This is a genomic window from Arenibacter hampyeongensis, from assembly GCF_002909255.1.
Taxonomy (GTDB): Bacteria; Bacteroidota; Bacteroidia; order Flavobacteriales; family Flavobacteriaceae; genus Arenibacter; species Arenibacter hampyeongensis.
The window spans coordinates 858,768-876,273 of sequence record NZ_PIOB01000001.1 but is presented as its reverse complement, the minus strand read 5'-3'; the positions used below and the strand labels follow the sequence as shown (position 1 = coordinate 876,273).

Sequence of the window (17,506 nt, the reverse complement as noted above, 5' to 3'; positions counted from 1 at the left end):
GGATAGGAATTAAAATCGCTACTCTTTAAGAATTTTGATAAACTGTTTTCTTGGGATTTCTTCCGCCCCAAGACTTTTCAAATGGGCGGTGTACACCTGACAGTCTATTAGTTTATACTCTTTTTGTTGCAACTCTTTGGCCAGGCTTATAAAAGCAAATTTGGAGGCATTGGTAGTTTTACTGAACATACTCTCCCCACAGAATACACTCCCAAGATCTATCCCGTAAAGTCCTCCCACCAAAAGATTATTTTCCCATACCTCAATAGACTTTGCAATTCCCATTTGATGTAAGCGCAAGTAGGCACTTTTCATTTCAGGAGTAATCCAAGTTCCTTTTTGGTCTTTTCGTTTTATAGCTGAACAGGCATCAATAACTTTTTCAAATTGGGAATTCCATGAAATCCTAAACCTATTGGATTTTATGACTTGTCGCATGCTATTGGAGATCTTTATTTTCTCGGGGAACAAGACCATCCGTGGATCTGGACTCCACCAAAGAATCATGGAATCTTCATTAAACCATGGAAATATCCCATTCCTATATGCCAACAGCAATCGATCAGGGGACAAATCACCACCCACAGCCAATAATCCGTCATCATCGGCATTTTCTACATTTGGAAACTGTAAACGATGGTCCAAGAGAAACATTTTGAAGCTAATTTATGGTCCCTAAAATTAAGAAAACCTATTCGGTAATGACCAGAATAGGTTTTCTCATATTTCCTTTACACAATCTTTGGGAACACTAATTATTCTGTTCCCAAGATTTTTTGGCTGCTCTTGTTAGAATGGTAAATCGTCGTGGTCCTCGTCATTTACATCATCTGCAGGTTCAAAAGCGTCCATCGGTGGTACCGGGGGCATCCCAGCAGCACTTGCTTCCTCCTGTAAACTTTCAATCCTCCAACCCTGGATAGAGTTAAAATACTTGGTCTCACCTTGTGGGTTAACCCATTCCCTACCTCTAAGGTTTATACTTATTTTTACCGCTTGGCCATCCCCAAAATTATTTAACAGGTCACATTTATCCTGTACAAACTCGACCATAATATGCTGTGGATATTGTTCCTCAGTAGTTATCACTACTTCCCTCTTTCTAAATCCGTTACTCCCAAATGTTTGGGTCTCACCTACCATTTTAATTTTCCCTTGTATTTCCATTTTACTATTTATATAATTCTACTTTGTATTCTTTTTTTGTCAATATTAAGCAATTTGAATAGGAACACCTAAAACAAAAGTTCCCAACTTTTTATTATTCGCCTTTTTTACAAATCCCTTTTCCCATCCATACCTTTCAGAACCTAGTCCTTCCAGTAAAATATCCATGTCTTTCAACGTATACATTCTGGGCAATGAAGCTTGCCCATCCCATGCATAGCATATTGGAATTATAGGGATAACATAGGTAAAAACCAATTGCTTCCAGGTAAGCGGTTTTACAAATGGGGTCATAAAAAAGACCATAACCATTAATATCACCAATGAAAGTGGCAGCAATAACCACCATATGAGTAAAGGAATATTGTTTTCCGCTATTTCATAGATCAATAGTGATTGATTATTTCTTTCGGCCGATTTCAAAATAGACCTTGCCTGCTTAGGAGACATATGATGAAAGCAATTAACCATAGTTTTGAGTCCCTCTGGTGCATTTTGCAAATTCTTGGCATCCAATGGCTTTTCAGCATAACGAATACCATTTTCACCCAGCGTATTAAAAGATGCTATAACTTTTCTATCTGGATATTGATCGGTCATTGTTAAATCCACTTCTTCCAAGCCGTAATCCTGATGTAAGGTTCTTAATACATCTGGCATAACCCCCCCTGCTCCTGAACCCAAATCTACTATATGACCAATCTTGTTTGATCTTAATATATCTGCTATCAAATTGGACAATACACTGGTAACTCCCATCATTTTTTGGAGCACCACTATTAATTTGGTCATACACGCCCTTAACCAGCTTGGGAACCAAGGCAAGTCTTCGAATTCGAAAAGCTGAATACGTTTCATCCTATAATCATTTTATTTGGTTGGAATATCAGCCAATAAAATTTTCCAAGCAGACAGCACATCCTTTATCTTTAGCAGCTCTTGGGCCTTTGCATGCTGTAAAGCCGAATCACCTGAACTTAAAATAGCCCTTAACTCCAGATTATTTTCAACATACAGCTTAACCTCTTCTATGGAAGGCAGTTTTTCTATATTCCCCAACATTCCCAGATCGTTTCCTGTAAGGACATTGCTTAACTTAATATGTTCTGGTATTTGGTCCACTCCAATACCTAAACTGGAAACTGGCTTTGGCACTTCAAACAAACCCAAATTGGCCCTGCTGTACCAATTACCCCCCATCCTGGCCACTTGATCAATTTTATATTGATCAATACTTCCATTTTCATCCAAAATATCTGTATCCACATGTATTTTAAGCACCTCGGAAAAGATAAGGTTGCCGGCACCCCCGTCTTCTCCGAGAGGTTCCACTTTAATCACCTTGCACTCAAATTGCACAGGTGATTCGGCTACCCTAAAAGGTTTTACCAATTCTGAAGGCAACATAGTTAATCCAGACTTTATAAATTCGTTTTCACCTTCTTTGTACTCCGAGCTTGCCAAGGACATTTGCTGAACCATACTATAGTTGACCACGTTGATCACCACTTCCATATTTATTAGCACATTCGCCAAGGTATGCTTTGTGCTATTGTCACGGACCCTTCGGGAGGGTGAAAATATTAAAATGGGAGGGTTGGAACTGAAGACATTGAAAAAACTAAAGGGCGATAAATTAGGTCTCCCCTTGCCATCAATAGTACTCGCAAAAGCAATGGGTCTGGGTCCAACCGCGCCTAACAAATACCCATGTAATTTGGCGGTAGGTACTTCTGATGCGGTGATGGAAACCATTTTTTTCATAGTGGGCAAAGGTACACAATTTGTAGGCAAAATGAAATAATGAGGTAGATATGAAAATAGAATATCTTTGTCCAAATTGCGTTATCTTTAAGTATAATTTTATAGTTTGATGGATTTTAGTCCTAAAAAGAAAACTTCGAACCTTCTGTTATTAATAGCTTCTTTTGCTATTGTGAGTTTAATACTGTGGAACACTAACAGTTTTTTTAAGAAGTTCAAGGAGGAAGAACGCCATAAAATGGAAATTTGGGCCACGGCACAATCCGAATTTTTATCGTTACCAGTTGATGCCGACCCCGGTAATCTGCACATCAAAATCTTTCAGAACAACACCTCCACACCCATGATACTGGTAAACAAGGACAGTACCATAAAAATGAACAATATGCCCGGCATCCAAAAAACGGACACCTCTTTTATCCATGGAAAAATAAATAAGTTTAAAGGGGAGAACAAGCCAATATCCATTGAATATAAGGGAGAAAACCTGGCCACCTTGTATTATGGGAATTCTGAGGTTCTAAATAAGCTAAAATATTACCCTATAGCCCTTTTATTAATAATTTTCCTATTCGGAACGGTTCTCTATTTCTTGTTTAAAACCAATAAAACATCTGAACAAAATAAACTATGGGCGGGTATGGCCAAGGAGACCGCCCACCAAATTGGTACCCCACTTTCTTCACTTTTGGGATGGAACGAGTTATTAAGGTCAGAAAAAATTAATCCCGAAATTACCAAGGAAATTGAAAAGGATATAACTAGGTTGGAAACCATAACCGAACGCTTTTCAAAAATCGGATCCCTACCTATCCTTAATGAGCACGATATTGTTGAGGAGACGAGAAGTGCATTTGATTATTTAAAACTAAGGAGTTCCAAACTCATTCATTTTTCATTTAAATCCCAAGTAACCCATGTTCCGGTACTTTTAAACAAGGCCCTTTACAATTGGACCATTGAAAACTTGGTGAAGAACGGTATAGATGCTATGAGGGGCAAAGGGAGTATTGCCATTGAAATAGTTCCCAACGGGAATTGGGTTAAAGTTTTAATTTCCGATACTGGTTCCGGAATACCCAAAAAGAATTTTCAGACAATATTCAACCCCGGGGTTACCACAAAAAAAAGAGGATGGGGCCTAGGGCTGTCCTTGGTAAAAAGAATTGTGGAAGAATACCACAAAGGCAAAATAAAAGTACTGACATCCACAAAAGAGGGTACTATAATGCAAATTATGTTTAAAGTCAAAAATTAAGGCGATGGCAAAGGAGAAATTAGTTGTAATAAAAGAGGCCGATTTAACGAACAATTGTCCCGAATGTTTTAATCAGGGTTTAAAATTGACTTTTTTTCAAAGACATACCTATGGGCGACTATTTGACAGGACTACTAAGGATGTTTCCCATGAAATTAAATGCAAGAAATGTAATTCTACAATTTATCCGGTAACCTGGACCGAAGATATAGAGCGCGTTTATGAATACTACCAAAAAATGATTGCCCCAGATCGTGCGTCCATCAGTTTTACTAGCCTTTTTTATATTTTAATGCTATTAATGATAATCGTGGTCGCCGCTGGAGTCTATATTTATTTAGAAGGTATTATTTAATATTCGCCCTAATTTTTTCAGCAATATCCGTAAAATCCTTGGGACTAAGTGATGCTTTATGCTGAAAGGTGGCATCCCGCATTCCGTTCAATGGAATTAAATGTACGTGAACATGGGGAACTTCGAGACCTATAACAGTTAGCCCCACCCTATTGCAAGGTACACTAGCTTCAATGGCCAAGCCTATTTTCCTTGAAAAGGCCATAAGCCCCAAATAGGTTTCCTCGTCCAGGTCCAGGAGTTTGTCCACCTCTTTTTTAGGGACGCACAAAGTGTGACCCACAGCGTTGGGATTAATATCCAGGAAGGCATAATAATCATCGTCCTCGGCAATTTTATAGGAGGGGATTTCACCGTTAATGATTTTTGTAAATATTGATGACATAATTTTGAACTTTAAATCAAAATAAAAGATACTGTAAATATATTAAACCCCTTCTGAAATAATATCTTTGTGAGCCAAAGAGCAGCCGTATTTTTCTACAATTCGGAATCCCATTAAAAGTAAAAACCCCAATCGAATATATCAATTGAGGTCTTATCCCATCTTGTAAATTGGATTATCTGGAAATTTCCAATATTTCAAATTTTAAAGTTCCGTTTGGTACGGTGATTTCCGCAGTTTCCCCTACTTTCTTACCTAAAAGCCCCTTACCAATGGGTGAGCTCACAGAAATTTTTGCCGTTTTTAGGTCGGCTTCACTTTCTGCCACTAGGGTATATTTCATTTCCATTCCGTTGTTCATATTTTTCAATTTAACCGTAGACAATACCAACACTTTGGAAGTGTCCAATTGCGATTCATCTATCAATCTGGCATTGGCCACAATCTCTTCCATCCTGGAAATTTTCATCTCCAAAAGACCTTGTGCCTCCTTGGCTGCATCATACTCGGCATTTTCTGACAAATCCCCTTTATCCCTTGCTTCACCTATAGCCTGTGAAGCTTTTGGACGCTCAACGTCCTTAAGATAATTTAGTTCCTCTCTCAATTTTTTTAGCCCTTCTGCTGTATAATAAGATACCTTGCTCATGAGTTCTACATTTAATAAATAGGAAAATCCTCTTTTTTTAAAGAGGATTTAAGACAAATATACATAAATTTTGTTCAATTTTGTTCAAGTATTTTAAATAGACAAAGCCGCATGAAACGCATATTGGGGATATTACTTTTCTTTCTTTTATTGGCTTGTGACAAAAACACATCCAACAGAAACCCTTACTTACAGGAAGTTAGCTTTAGGTTCGACCTAAATTTGAACCTCCCTAGTTACAGCCCCTTGACCAATACGGGAAGTGCCATATATGTGGGCAACGCAGCCGTAGGAACCCGAGGTGCATTTGTCATCAATACTGGATTTAATTCCTTTATGGCCTGGGAAGCAAGTTGCCCCAATCACGCACCCAATGATTGTTCCACGATGATATTAAAGGGCCAATTGGTAACCTGCTCCTGCGAGGATTATGAATACAATTTGTTTACGGGACAACTAATGAACAAGCCCAAAGATGGCAAACGCTATCACGATCTACTATTTTATCGCTCTACCTTTAGCGGCAATACTGTGATCATCTCCAATTAAGAAATATTAGATCTGTCCTAAGATTTTATCCATTATCCAACTGGTATGTAATCCGGTTTTCCCGATAGAAGGATGCTCCTTATTTTCAAGTAAATGGTCCCTTAAATTTTCTACGTGGAACTGTTGAACGTGCTTGGGGTGGGCAATAAAAAGATTTTCGATGCCATTTTCGTTGGATAGGGTGATATCCTCCTCATTAAACACAGAAAATATTATTTTGCCTTTACTCCCTACAATTTCCACCCTATCTTCCCTTTCAGCGGTACCAAAATTCCAACTACCCTCACCAGTCACCCCATTTTTGTAGATCCAGCAAGCAGCAATGGCATCTTTTGCTGTATATAATTTTTGTTGATTGGTGCACACCCCATAAACATTTTCAATATCGCCTAGATAAAACGAAAATAAGTCCAGCCCGTGGCTGGCCAAATCATCGAAATAACCGCCCGGTGCAACTTCTCCATCTGTCCTCCAATTATATGTTTTTTGTAGATCTTCGACACTTGGCGGTTTTGAAAGATGCCATTTAATATGTCTTATTTCCCCAATTTCATTATTGTCCAGCCATGCCTTAATTTTTAGAAATCTAGGTAAGGAGCGTCTATAATAAGCAACAAATAGTGGTAATTTTTTTTTCTTAAAAGCATTATATATTTCCAAGCTATCCCCATAGGTTGGCGCCATGGGCTTTTCCACACAACAAGGCTTGCCGGCCTCCGCCACCATCAGGGCGTAATGTTTATGTGTGTCCGGAGGGGTAGCAACATAAACCGCATCTACCTCTGGATCCATAATTAAATCCGCTGCATTGCCGTAAAATTTAGGTACCCCATGTCTTTTGGCATAGTCTTCCGCTTTTTTTAAATCCCTCCGCATAACGGCTATTAGCTGAAAATCTGGCGTCTGTTGATAAGGTGGTCCGCTTTTTACTTCGGTAACAGCCCCGCAACCAATTATTCCCCAACGAATGGGTTTAGGGTAATTCATATTATTCATTCTTTGAAAATATTATAATTTAATAATCTGGTTGAATACAGAAATATATATTCCAGTTCCGCAGCAATTCCCAAAATATTTCAAGAATATATCAACCTTTTAACAAATAAAGTTAAAAAGAGCGTATTATAGTTGCAATTGATTGAAAAGGTGAATAAACACTCCGCTTTTTTGGCATTTAGGAAATTCCGCAAACTAAGGCGTTCACCCTAAATCTGGGATCGATTGAAGTGAACCTGCCCATATGGCACATATTCATTTTAACAAGCCTTTATAAAAAATCTGAAGGCGGAATTCCAAGGGAGTCCAAACCCCTTGGGATGAAAGAAGGTTTAACGGCACAATCCATAAAGAGCACAGGCAATACGAAGAATCAACAGCTCCTAAATGCATGTTTCTTAACTCAACTTAATAGTATTTTACCAATCGGTGCATTTACCTCCAATTTTTGCCAATAAATTTGGAAAATGATATAAATTTTGGATAGTTTTATAAAAAACGGTTGTATTTTAACCATTATTTTATGTGCAGCATAATCACTTCAAAATCTTTTTTCTCAGTAGTGATCGCACGTACTCTTTTTAATAACATCACTTTATAACCCAGCTAATATGAAAGCAAAAATTGTATTTACGTTTTTTATAATGAGTTTATTTTCACTAACCATGTTTGCTCAGGAACCAGTACTTAAAAGCGCTTTTAACGGTAAAAATCTAAAGGGCTGGATTGTTCCTGAAAACAATAGTTGGTGGACCGTAGACAACGGGATACTAAGGGCGAAAAGTGGTCCGGAGAAAAAAGGTTCCATATTATGGACGGACAAGGAATATACCGATTTTGTATTTGAAACGGATTTTAGATATGATGAAGGAACCGTAGATACCGGTATCTTCATTAGAAACGACTCTCAACAGATTCAAATGGGTATTTCGGGTTCTTTAAAGCGCGATATGACCGGCTCTCCCTATATTGCAGGGAAAGGGTATCCCGTAGAAGCACTTAATGTAAAGGAAATTCTAAAGCCCAATGACTGGAATACCATTAAAGTTATAGCTATTGCCGGATATTACGAAGTTTGGCTCAACAGCAAGCACGTTATGAGCTACACCTCTGACAATTATATTAAAACAGGACCTATAGGGCTACAACTACATCCTAACACTGAGATGACCACTAGTTTCCGTAATATCAAGATTGGGAAAATGTAGTCTATTATAGAATTTCAAATCCAATTTCAGGAAAAAGTAAATCTAATTCAATATCGATTAACAAATATGAACACACAATCAATTCGACTTAAATCTGGATTATGCGGTGCATTGGCCCTAGTCTTTATGGCATCCTGCAAACAGGCAAAGACCGATAAAACAGCTGATAGCAACAATGAAACCAAGGCAGAGAAAAGAATAAAACTGGTAAGTAACTACCTGGAAAAAAAAGTGGACGTCTTTATAGATGGCAATCTATTTACTTCCTATATCTATCCCACCAATATTAAAAAGCCTGTACTATATCCATTAATCACCCCAAAAGGAACAAAGATTACCAGAAAATATCCGTTGGAACCATCTGTGGGAGAAAGAGTTGATCATCCACATCATGTGGGCGTTTGGTTTAATTATGGGGATGTTAACGGATTGGATTTTTGGAACAATTCAGATTCCATAAAAGTAGAAAAGAGGGGAAGTTATGGGACCATTGTGCACAAAGAAATTGTGGACATGGAAGATGGTAATGAAGAAGCCCGTCTTAAGGTAGCTATGGATTGGATTTCTGCAGAAGGAAAGGTTTTATTAAAAGAAAATACCACTTTTGTATTTAGAGGCGATCAGGATGAATATTCCATTGATCGTATCACCAATCTTTCGGCCCCTAACGAAAAAGTAGTTTTTAAGGACAATAAAGAAGGGGTATTGGGAATCAGGGTTACAAGGGAATTGGAACACCCCTCCAATAAACCTGATATTTTTACCGATTCGAATGGAATCCCTACCGGTGTTCCCGTGCTTAACAATGAAGGTGTAAATGGAAACTATATAAACAGTGAAAATATTGAAGGAGATGACTGCTGGGGAAAAAGATCAAACTGGGTAAATTTAAGATCTAACATTGGAGAGGAAAAAATTTCATTGGCTATTTTGGACCACACTTCAAATGCTGGTTACCCTACCTACTGGCATACTCGTGGCTACGGTCTTTTTGCTGCCAATCCTTTAGGCCAGGAAGTCTTTAGTGACGGTAAGGAAACTTTGAACCTTACCCTTAACCAAGGAGAGGACGTGACTTTTAAACATAGAATTGTAGTAGCCAGCAAGAATTTAGGAAAAGTAGAGCTGGATTCGGAGTTTTCCGATTTTTCGAAACAGTAAACATTTTACCAATTAACTTTTTCCTATAGAATTAATTACAGAAATTATTAAATATAAATATGGGCAACCGAAGAAATTTTATCAAAAAAACCACCCTTGCCAGTACAGGGGTTGTTGTTGGGGCATCCGCATTTTCCGCTAAATCTTACGGGAATATTCTTGGAGCTAATGATCGTGTAATATTGGGATCAATTGGCGTAAGAGGTCGCGGAAGTAATCTATTGGACAATTTTTCCAGTATGTACAATGATGGAGTGAGAATTAAAACCGTTTGTGACGTGGACTCTTCCGTTTTGAGCGAAAATGTACAAACTGCCACCAAAAACCAAAAAGGCAACAAGCCAGGCACAGAAGAAGATATGCGCCGTGTATTCGAGGACAAGGAAATAGATGCTGTAGTTATAGCAGTTCCCAATCATTGGCATGCACTATCCACTATATGGGCCTGCCAAGCTGGAAAACATGTATATGTAGAAAAACCTAGTTCACATAATGTATGGGAAGGCAGAAAAATGGTAGAGGCGGCAAGAAAATATAATAGAGTGGTCCAGGTCGGATTTCAAAACCGATCTATAAGCAATGTAATGCAGGCTATGGATTTCTTACACCGTGGCGGTATTGGCGAGGTGTTCCTTTCTAGAGGCACTTGTTTCAAGCCTAGAGATTCCTTCGGAATTTCCCCAGATAGCGTTTCACCGCCAAATTTGAACTACGATCTTTGGCTAGGTCCAGCCTCGTATAGGCCTTATAATGAAAAAAGGGGACACTACAATTGGCATTGGCATTGGGATACCGGCAACGGCGACACCGGCAATCAAGGTCCGCATCAATTTGATGTTGCACGCTGGGGACTTAACAAAAAAGTGCATCCAGTAAAAGTACAATCCATGGGCGGGATTTTTGGATTTTCGCCACAAGAATGTTCTCAGGAAACACCCAATACACAAACTTCCGTATTTGAATATGAGGATGGAAAAATATTGGAATTTGAAACCCGAGGCAGGTATACCAACCATGAGGCCAATTTAGGCATCAAGATTGGAAATATGTTTTACGGAACAGAAGGATGGATGGAAGTAAATGGCTCTACCTGGAAGGCTTACAAAGGCAAAGACACAGAACCCTTTGCAGGTTCTGAAATGGCCGGAAGTGCTGCAGTTGGGGGAGACACCTCATTTCTGACCGCACCGGATAGCAAAGGACATTATGGCAATTTTATTGACGGGGTACGCTCTGGCAATCGTCATGATTTAAATTGCGATGTTGAGAAAGGACACATGTCCACAGTTCTGCCACTAATAGCAAATATTGCCTACAAACTTGGAGACACCCTAAAATTTAATGGGGAGTTCGAAAAGTTTATTGGTAATGAAGAAGCAGATCTTATGCTTACCAGAAAATATAGATATCCATATATAGTTCCTGAAAACGTATAATCTACTGCCAGTATAATAAGTGACTTGGAATTGTAAAATTCCAATAACGGAAATACATTGTAAAATTAACAAACCCCGATGTTAGCTGAATTGGCCAACATCGGGGTTTTAGTCTTTATACACTTTATAAAATTACAATCAAACGCTAAAAACTAATAGTTGCCCCAAGGAGGAAATTAATTCCGGATTGTGGATAGTAACCGGCACCTTCAATGGTAGTAACCGTATCTGGCACGGAATAGTCATCATCAAAAGTATAAAAGTATCCGTTTGACACATTCAATGTATCAAAAATATTATTGATCAATCCGGAAATCACAATACTCTTGATAAAGCTATTGGTATTTATCCCATACTGCACATTAAAATCGGTTTGGGAATACGAATCCAATTTTGAGCCTTCAGAATCTATATTGCCCATGTATTGCTCTCCAACGAACTTGGTCAATAGACTGACTTGTAAATTTTCTTCAGGCTGATAGGTCAAAACATTTCCCACAATAATATCTGGCGAAAATGAAATATGGGTATCACCAAGTTCTTGCAGTTCACCATCCCTTTGAAACACAAAATCTTTATTTCTGTTTCTGCTCAATGCCACATTGGGCCGTATTTTAAATTGATGCCCCAAGGCTATGGTGGCATCCACTTCAAGACCTAAACGGTAACTGTCCCCTACATTGGCACGTAAAGGGGCTCCAACATCATTTAACTCGCCAGTGAGTACCAATTGATCCTTATACCCCATAAAGTACACATTGGTATTGATTTGTACATCGGGAGAAATATACCTCCATCCCAACTCATAATCGTTCAACTTTTCGGGCTTGGGACTTCCACTTTCATAATCGTTTCTGTTGGGTTCGCGATTGGCCCTGGCATAGGAGAGATAAAAATTATTATTCATATTTAAATCGTAGGTAACCCCTAGCTTGGGGTTAAAAAAATTAAAGGTGTCATCTACCAAGCCAGTGTCCTCCCCGTTCGCCTCATAACCTATTGTCCGGTACTGTAAATCTCCATAGGCACTCCATTGGGCGTTGAACTTGTAGTTTGCCTTGGCAAAAAGATTGAGGTCTGTTTTTGTGGAACTGTCATCATAATATCTGTCCTCGTAATCCCGATTATTTGAAAAACGGGCCCAAATAATTTCCCCAAAATGGGCTCCTTCATATTTGTTCCAACCTCCTCCAAGAATCAAATTAAAATTATCACGATCATAATTTAGGGAGAAAGTAGTGCCATAGAAATCATTCACCAACCATCGTCTCCTTATGAGGTCCGTCTTATCCACTTCTTCCCCATCTATAAATATAGGCTGAATTCCATAGGTGCTGAAGTCATCGTCTTCCTTATACTGTTCAAAAAACCCTCTTCCTTTAGTATAGTGCAGTGCCAAATTTGAGCTCCAATCATCGGAAATTCGTTCGTTCCAATGCAACTGAAAATGATTTTGTTTATAATTATCCACCTCATTATCGTAGAATTGGGTGTTGCCATTATCATCTGTAAAGATACCCGCAGAATTAAAGGTTCTGTCAGATTCCAAGGTCGCCGCATCTATTCCGTTCCATGCTTGGTAAGTAATCTCATGGCCGCCAAACAACAATGCTTTAATCAAGGTATTGCCATCAACATATGACCCTTGCAAGAAGTAAGAATTCAGGTCGGAAGAAGCCCTATCTATATAACCATCCGAAGTTATTCTAGACAATCGTCCTGCTATCTCTACATGATCGTTGAGCAGGCCAGTACTAAATTTTAAATTGTTCCTTAGCGTGCCAAAACTGCCAATAGAAGACGAAATCTGTCCATAGGCCTCGTTGGAAACGACATCGGTCAGCAAATTTAAACTGGCACCAAATGCTCCTGATCCATTTGTTGATGTTCCCACTCCACGTTGTAGTTGCAAACTCTCTGTGGAAGAGGCAAAATCTGGCATGTTTACCCAAAAAGAACCATGCGATTCAGAATCGTTGTAGGGGATACCATTTATGGTTACGTTTACCCTTGTACCGTCACTACCACGAACCCGGATACCAGTGTAGCCAACACCTGCACCAGCATCGGAAGTGGTTACCACCGCCGGTAAAAAATTTAAAAGAATAGGAATATCCTGTCCTAAATTTCTAGGTTTGATTTGTTCCTTGGTCAAGTTTGAGAACGTTACCGGAGATTGCCTGGTAACCCTAACAGCGGATACCAATACCTCATCCAAGGCAATTTCTTTTCCTTCCAAAGAATCTTTGGGTTTCTCTTGGCCAAAGGCCGAGAGTGCAGTCGCAAATACAGCGACCGTTGTGAACATAGTTTTCATCCGTAATACATGTGTTACGAATAAAAGGGGCTATTATTCTTGTTAAAAATTGATTTTTGTTTTTTCCCGATTACATAATTGCATCGAAAATAAAACCTTGGAAATTCCAAAACGCGATTTTCGCATCCCTTGGCAGCATTACCTGCCCAGGTTCCTTGGGTATAATCTCAGCCTGACTTAACAAGCACCCCTTTGAGACGGGCGCAAATTTACATACGCCCAATCTAATTTCATAATAAAAAGAGATAAATAATTAACTTTAATTTATAGCCCAGTGGAACCTGAAATACGTATTTTAGAATAACACCAGTAAATACTAGATGTATTGATGAACAAAACCAAAAACAAGTTTACTTTCAAAATAATTTTTAGCTATATGATGCTAGGGATCTTGACCCTAGTAGTGGCCTATTTTATATTTACCGAAATAAAAGTATTGGTCTCCACCGATACATCTTCTGAAAACGATATTAAACTACTTAAAACAGGTTCCTTACTTACGGAATTGTACGAAGCCGAAAGTCTTTCTAAATTGGCCCTACAAAAAAAAACTCCAAAAAGTTTTACTGCTTATGCCCAAAAAATTGATTCCATTTTTGTTACTATTGATTCACTTAAATTACTGACCGACAATGACTACCACAAAAAAATGTTGGATAGTGTGCAAGGGCTTCTTAAAAAAAAGGTGTTCAACAGCAACGAGCTGCTCCGATTAAAAAGAAAAAACGAGTCCAATAGCTCTATAGACAATGCATTAAAGGAGTTTAGTAAAATAGAGGAGTCTCTTGGCAAAATAACCCCTGAGAGCCTTAATCCAAATTATGCAAACCTACCTACAGGTACACAGAATACTATAAAAAAATGGGCCGAATATCTTAGTGAGAATGTTCCTAAGGACACCAGTGCGATTCCAGTTTCCCAAAGGGTAGATTCGGTGTTAACGGTTTCCAAATCGCTTTTGGCCGAGGCAAAACAAAGTAATACCAAGACCCTACGTTCTGTAGCTCAAAAAGAATTTCAATTAAGTACGGCAGATTTGGAAATTTCGCAGCAGTTGCGCAGTATTATTTCGGCCTTTGAACAGGAGGTGATAGCAAAATCCTACAATGACAACCTTAAAAAACAAACCGCACTAAAAAGAAGCATACGGCTCGCTGGTTTTGCCAGTTTATTGGGCCTTGCCATTGTGGGATTATTTACTTTTTTGATCAGCAAAGATTATTGGAAGGTTCAACTGTACAGGCAGCAGTTGGAAAAGGAAAAAAAGTTTTCCGAATCCCTATTAAAAAGTCGTGAACAATTGATTTCCACGGTAAGCCATGACCTGCGCACCCCCCTGAATACGATTACCGGTTATTCTGAACTTATGGAAAATACAGGACTTACAGGTAAGCAAGTTTCCTATTTAAAAAATGTAAAATCCGCATCTAAATATGTAGATAGCTTGGTCAACGATCTATTGGATTTTTCCAAACTCGAAGCTGGAAAAATAAAAGTGGACAAGACTGCCTTTATTCTCTCGGACCTAATTAGGGAAACTGCAGAAAACCTTAAGGAAATACATTCCAAGAAACCTATTGAACTCATTGTGAGAATAGACGACAAATTGGAAAATCCTGTTTTAGGAGATCCTTTTCGGATTAGACAAATATTGACGAACCTTATTGGCAATGCCTATAAATTTACAAAAGAAGGCCATATAGAAGTGGAAGCCACCATAGTCAATGAGACCAATGGAAACTACCAAACAGTAATCAAGGTCACAGATTCTGGTATTGGTATTAAAAAAGAAAAGCAGGAGCACATTTTTAAGGAGTTTACCCAGGCAGAGGACCATACCGATAAAAAATATGGCGGTTATGGGCTGGGTCTCACTATTTCCAAGAAACTAACTGAACTTTTGGGAGGAGAAATTAGTCTACAGAGCGAAGAGAATAAAGGAAGCTCATTCACTATAGAAATTCCTTTCGAAATATCAAAAAAACCCTTGATGTCTCCCAAAAAAATTGAAATTCGACCAAAATTGGGACTAACCCTCCTTATCATAGATGATGACCAAGCAATGTTAAAACTACTAAAGGAAGTCTGTCAATATTTGGACCTATCTACCCATACCTACAATAATTTTTATGATATTTCAAAAAATGGGGAGCTTCACTATGACATAGTCTTGACTGATATTCAAATGCCGGATATTACAGGTTTTGAAGTATTAAGTCTTTTACAAAATGGCAAGTATTCGCATTATAGCGGCCAACCCATAGTGGCCATGACCGGAAGAAAGGACTTAAAAAAGGAGCATTATTTTGAAGCAGGTTTTTCAGATATCCTTCAGAAGCCTTTTACCAAAGAAATGTTCTTGCAAGTCTTGAGTAAGCTGTTCCCCCAAGCAGTTCATGAAAAGCCCGAAAGTAAAATCCAATCAAATATCTCCTCTGGTTCCAACCTATTTAGTTTGGGAGTCATCTCGTCCTTTTTAGGGGATGACGAGGAAGCCATAGCCGAAGTATTACAGACATTCCTCACCGATACTGCCTCAAACATGGAAAAATTGAAAGAAGCGGTAGATAAAATGGACATCAATAAAATCAAACTAGTCTCACATAGAATGCTACCTATGTTCAGGCAATTAAATAGTACTGAGATAGTTCCAATTTTAGAGGAATTGGAAATTTTGGAAATTAGCCAAAATGACCCTAAGATTTTAAAGCACACCTACAGGAACCTCTACAATAAATCCACCGTTTTAATTTTGGCCATTAAATCCTATTTGGCTACAAGTCCAAATTATAGTGATTGATTTTGTTATATAGGGTTTTTCTGGTAATCTGAAGCAATTTGGCAGCTTTGGATTTGTTAAAATTAGATTGTTTTAAAGCCTTGACTATTTGTTCCTTCTCATAATCGGCCTTGGAAAAGTTGTCGGTTTTTACATTACTTACCTTGCTTTTATAAACTTCTTTGGGCAAAGCCTCCTTCTCCACAAAATCACCGTTGGTCAACAACACAGCTCTTTTTATTACGTTCTGTAATTCGCGTAGATTTCCGGGCCAATGGTATTGCTTAAATATATTCCCAACATCTTCCGAAAAACCTTCTACATTTTTACCTAAGGATCGATTGGCCTTACTTAAAAAGAAATCGGCAAATAGAGGCAAATCTTCAAAGCGCTCCTCCAGAGATGGAATCTCCACCGAAAATTCGTTTATCCTATGAAACAAATCTTCCCTGAAAGTCCCATTTTCAACGGCCTCCGTCAGGTCTTCGTTGGTTGCAGTAACGATGCGGACATCAACATCCAATTCTTTAGTACTGCCAACTCTTTTAATCTTTCTTTCCTGTAGCGCCCTTAGCAACTGTATTTGGTTTTCATAGGAAAGGTTCCCTATTTCGTCCAAGAACAAAGTACCCCCATTTGCGGCTTCAAAATGTCCTATTTTATCCTCCACAGCACCAGTAAAACTACCTTTGACATGTCCAAAAAATTCACTTGTCGCAATTTCTTTGGGAATAGCTCCACAATCTACGGCAACAAAACCGTAGTCCTTACGCTTGCTATTATCGTGTATTGCCCGCGCAGTAACTTCCTTTCCTGTTCCACTTTCACCGGTAATTAAAACGGACATGTCCGTTGGGGCCACCAGCTTTATATACTCTGTTAATTTTTTGGAGGCCTCACTAATTCCTGACACTACCTTATTTTCCCTAGATTCTCCTTCAGAACTCTCTATCGTATTGTTTTTGTTTGGCGAATTTTTAGTCTGCTGCTTAACTTCCTGACTTAATGCGCTCTTAATCTGCATTAATATTTCCTCTGGAGTAAAAGGTTTGGAAATATAGTCATAGGCACCTTTTTTCATGGCCTCTACTGCAGAGCCTACCTCGGCATAGCCAGTCATCACAATTACCTGTGTTTTGGGATTTTCCTCCTTAATATCGGACAACAGTTGTAACCCGTCATAATTGGGGAGACGTAAATCCGTCAAAACCAGTTTATAAGTCGTTTCCTTAATTTTGATCTTGGCATCCTGGGCCGTAAAACTAACATCAACATCATAGTCATTTCTGATCAAAAACTTTTGAAGCATTTGACAAAAAGCGGCGTCATCTTCAATGATAAGCAGTTTGGGCATACAATTTTATTACTATTTACAATGAATAGTAAAAATACCATAAGAAAGTTATTCATTCCCATAAATTATCATAAAAAAAGAAGGGGATTGCATTGAGCAATCCCCTTCTTACCAAACCAACTTGATAC

16 protein-coding genes are annotated in these 17,506 nt (G+C 38.6%); 7 read left to right on the top strand and 9 right to left on the bottom strand.

Going from position 1 to position 17,506, the window contains the following annotated elements; translation table 11 throughout:
* Positions 1–18 precede the first annotated feature (18 nt).
* From aat to CWD91_RS03510, 4 genes are all read right to left on the bottom strand, one after another.
* Positions 19–654: a leucyl/phenylalanyl-tRNA--protein transferase gene (gene aat / locus CWD91_RS03525; RefSeq protein ID WP_103439536.1), complete on the bottom strand. Its 636-nt coding sequence runs from the start codon at positions 652–654 to the stop codon at positions 19–21.
* A 135-nt stretch (positions 655–789) separates the two neighbouring features.
* Positions 790–1,167, bottom strand: a complete 378-nt coding sequence (locus CWD91_RS03520) for a DUF3127 domain-containing protein (RefSeq protein ID WP_103439535.1) — start codon at positions 1,165–1,167, stop codon at positions 790–792.
* A gap of 45 nt (positions 1,168–1,212) precedes the next feature.
* Entirely contained in the window at positions 1,213–2,025 is an 813-nt protein-coding gene (locus tag CWD91_RS03515) for a hypothetical protein (RefSeq protein WP_103439534.1), read from the bottom strand.
* Positions 2,026–2,037: 12 nt separating this feature from the next.
* Positions 2,038–2,922: a flavin reductase family protein gene (locus CWD91_RS03510; RefSeq protein WP_103439888.1), complete on the bottom strand. Its 885-nt coding sequence runs from the start codon at positions 2,920–2,922 to the stop codon at positions 2,038–2,040.
* A gap of 118 nt (positions 2,923–3,040) precedes the next feature.
* On the opposite strand from CWD91_RS03510, the gene CWD91_RS03505 reads away from it, so the two are divergent.
* Together CWD91_RS03505 and CWD91_RS03500 are read left to right on the top strand one after the other, a co-directional pair.
* Positions 3,041–4,189 carry a sensor histidine kinase gene (locus tag CWD91_RS03505; protein ID WP_103439533.1) on the top strand — a complete coding sequence of 383 codons (1,149 nt, stop codon included), beginning with the start codon at positions 3,041–3,043 and terminating at the stop codon, positions 4,187–4,189.
* A gap of 4 nt (positions 4,190–4,193) precedes the next feature.
* The gene (locus CWD91_RS03500; protein ID WP_103439532.1) at positions 4,194–4,544 is read left to right on the top strand and encodes a hypothetical protein; all 351 of its coding nucleotides are present in this window, start codon (positions 4,194–4,196) and stop codon (positions 4,542–4,544) included.
* Here the strand turns inward: CWD91_RS03500 and CWD91_RS03495 are convergent.
* Both CWD91_RS03495 and greA read right to left on the bottom strand, forming a co-directional pair.
* Positions 4,537–4,929 carry an HIT family protein gene (locus tag CWD91_RS03495; protein ID WP_103439531.1) on the bottom strand — a complete coding sequence of 131 codons (393 nt, stop codon included), beginning with the start codon at positions 4,927–4,929 and terminating at the stop codon, positions 4,537–4,539. The two genes, CWD91_RS03500 and CWD91_RS03495, sit on opposite strands and share 8 nt — an antisense overlap.
* Positions 4,930–5,104: 175 nt before the next feature.
* Positions 5,105–5,578 (bottom strand): transcription elongation factor GreA, encoded by a 474-nt coding sequence (gene greA, locus CWD91_RS03490; protein ID WP_103439530.1) that lies wholly within the window; start codon positions 5,576–5,578, stop codon positions 5,105–5,107.
* Positions 5,579–5,689: 111 nt separating this feature from the next.
* Here greA and CWD91_RS03485 point away from each other — a divergent pair, with 111 nt between their 5' ends.
* Complete coding sequence (locus CWD91_RS03485; RefSeq protein ID WP_103439529.1) at positions 5,690–6,127, top strand: Rieske (2Fe-2S) protein; 438 nt, start codon at positions 5,690–5,692, stop codon at positions 6,125–6,127.
* 6 nt (positions 6,128–6,133) lie between these two features.
* Here CWD91_RS03485 and CWD91_RS03480 read toward each other — a convergent pair whose 3' ends face one another.
* The gene (locus tag CWD91_RS03480; RefSeq protein ID WP_103439887.1) at positions 6,134–7,114 is read right to left on the bottom strand and encodes a Gfo/Idh/MocA family protein; all 981 of its coding nucleotides are present in this window, start codon (positions 7,112–7,114) and stop codon (positions 6,134–6,136) included.
* Positions 7,115–7,734: 620 nt separating this feature from the next.
* Between CWD91_RS03480 and CWD91_RS03475 the strand changes: the two genes are divergently transcribed.
* The 3 genes from CWD91_RS03475 (at position 7,735) to CWD91_RS03465 (ending at position 10,928) form a co-directional block, all read left to right on the top strand.
* Positions 7,735–8,331: a 3-keto-disaccharide hydrolase gene (locus CWD91_RS03475; RefSeq protein ID WP_103439528.1), complete on the top strand. Its 597-nt coding sequence runs from the start codon at positions 7,735–7,737 to the stop codon at positions 8,329–8,331.
* A gap of 66 nt (positions 8,332–8,397) precedes the next feature.
* The gene (locus CWD91_RS03470; RefSeq protein ID WP_205164593.1) at positions 8,398–9,492 is read left to right on the top strand and encodes a DUF6807 domain-containing protein; all 1,095 of its coding nucleotides are present in this window, start codon (positions 8,398–8,400) and stop codon (positions 9,490–9,492) included.
* A 59-nt stretch (positions 9,493–9,551) separates the two neighbouring features.
* Positions 9,552–10,928 (top strand): Gfo/Idh/MocA family protein, encoded by a 1,377-nt coding sequence (locus CWD91_RS03465; protein ID WP_103439526.1) that lies wholly within the window; start codon positions 9,552–9,554, stop codon positions 10,926–10,928.
* Between the two features lie 145 nt (positions 10,929–11,073).
* Here CWD91_RS03465 and CWD91_RS03460 read toward each other — a convergent pair whose 3' ends face one another.
* Positions 11,074–13,245, bottom strand: coding sequence for a TonB-dependent receptor (locus tag CWD91_RS03460; protein ID WP_103439525.1), 2,172 nt, complete (start codon positions 13,243–13,245; stop codon positions 11,074–11,076).
* Between the two features lie 376 nt (positions 13,246–13,621).
* Between CWD91_RS03460 and CWD91_RS03455 the strand changes: the two genes are divergently transcribed.
* The gene (locus CWD91_RS03455; RefSeq protein ID WP_192877627.1) at positions 13,622–16,045 is read left to right on the top strand and encodes an ATP-binding response regulator; all 2,424 of its coding nucleotides are present in this window, start codon (positions 13,622–13,624) and stop codon (positions 16,043–16,045) included.
* Here the strand turns inward: CWD91_RS03455 and CWD91_RS03450 are convergent.
* A complete protein-coding gene (locus CWD91_RS03450) occupies positions 16,020–17,378 on the bottom strand; it encodes a sigma-54-dependent transcriptional regulator (RefSeq protein ID WP_103439523.1) in 1,359 nt (452 codons plus the stop codon). The two genes, CWD91_RS03455 and CWD91_RS03450, sit on opposite strands and share 26 nt — an antisense overlap.
* Positions 17,379–17,506 lie beyond the last annotated feature (128 nt).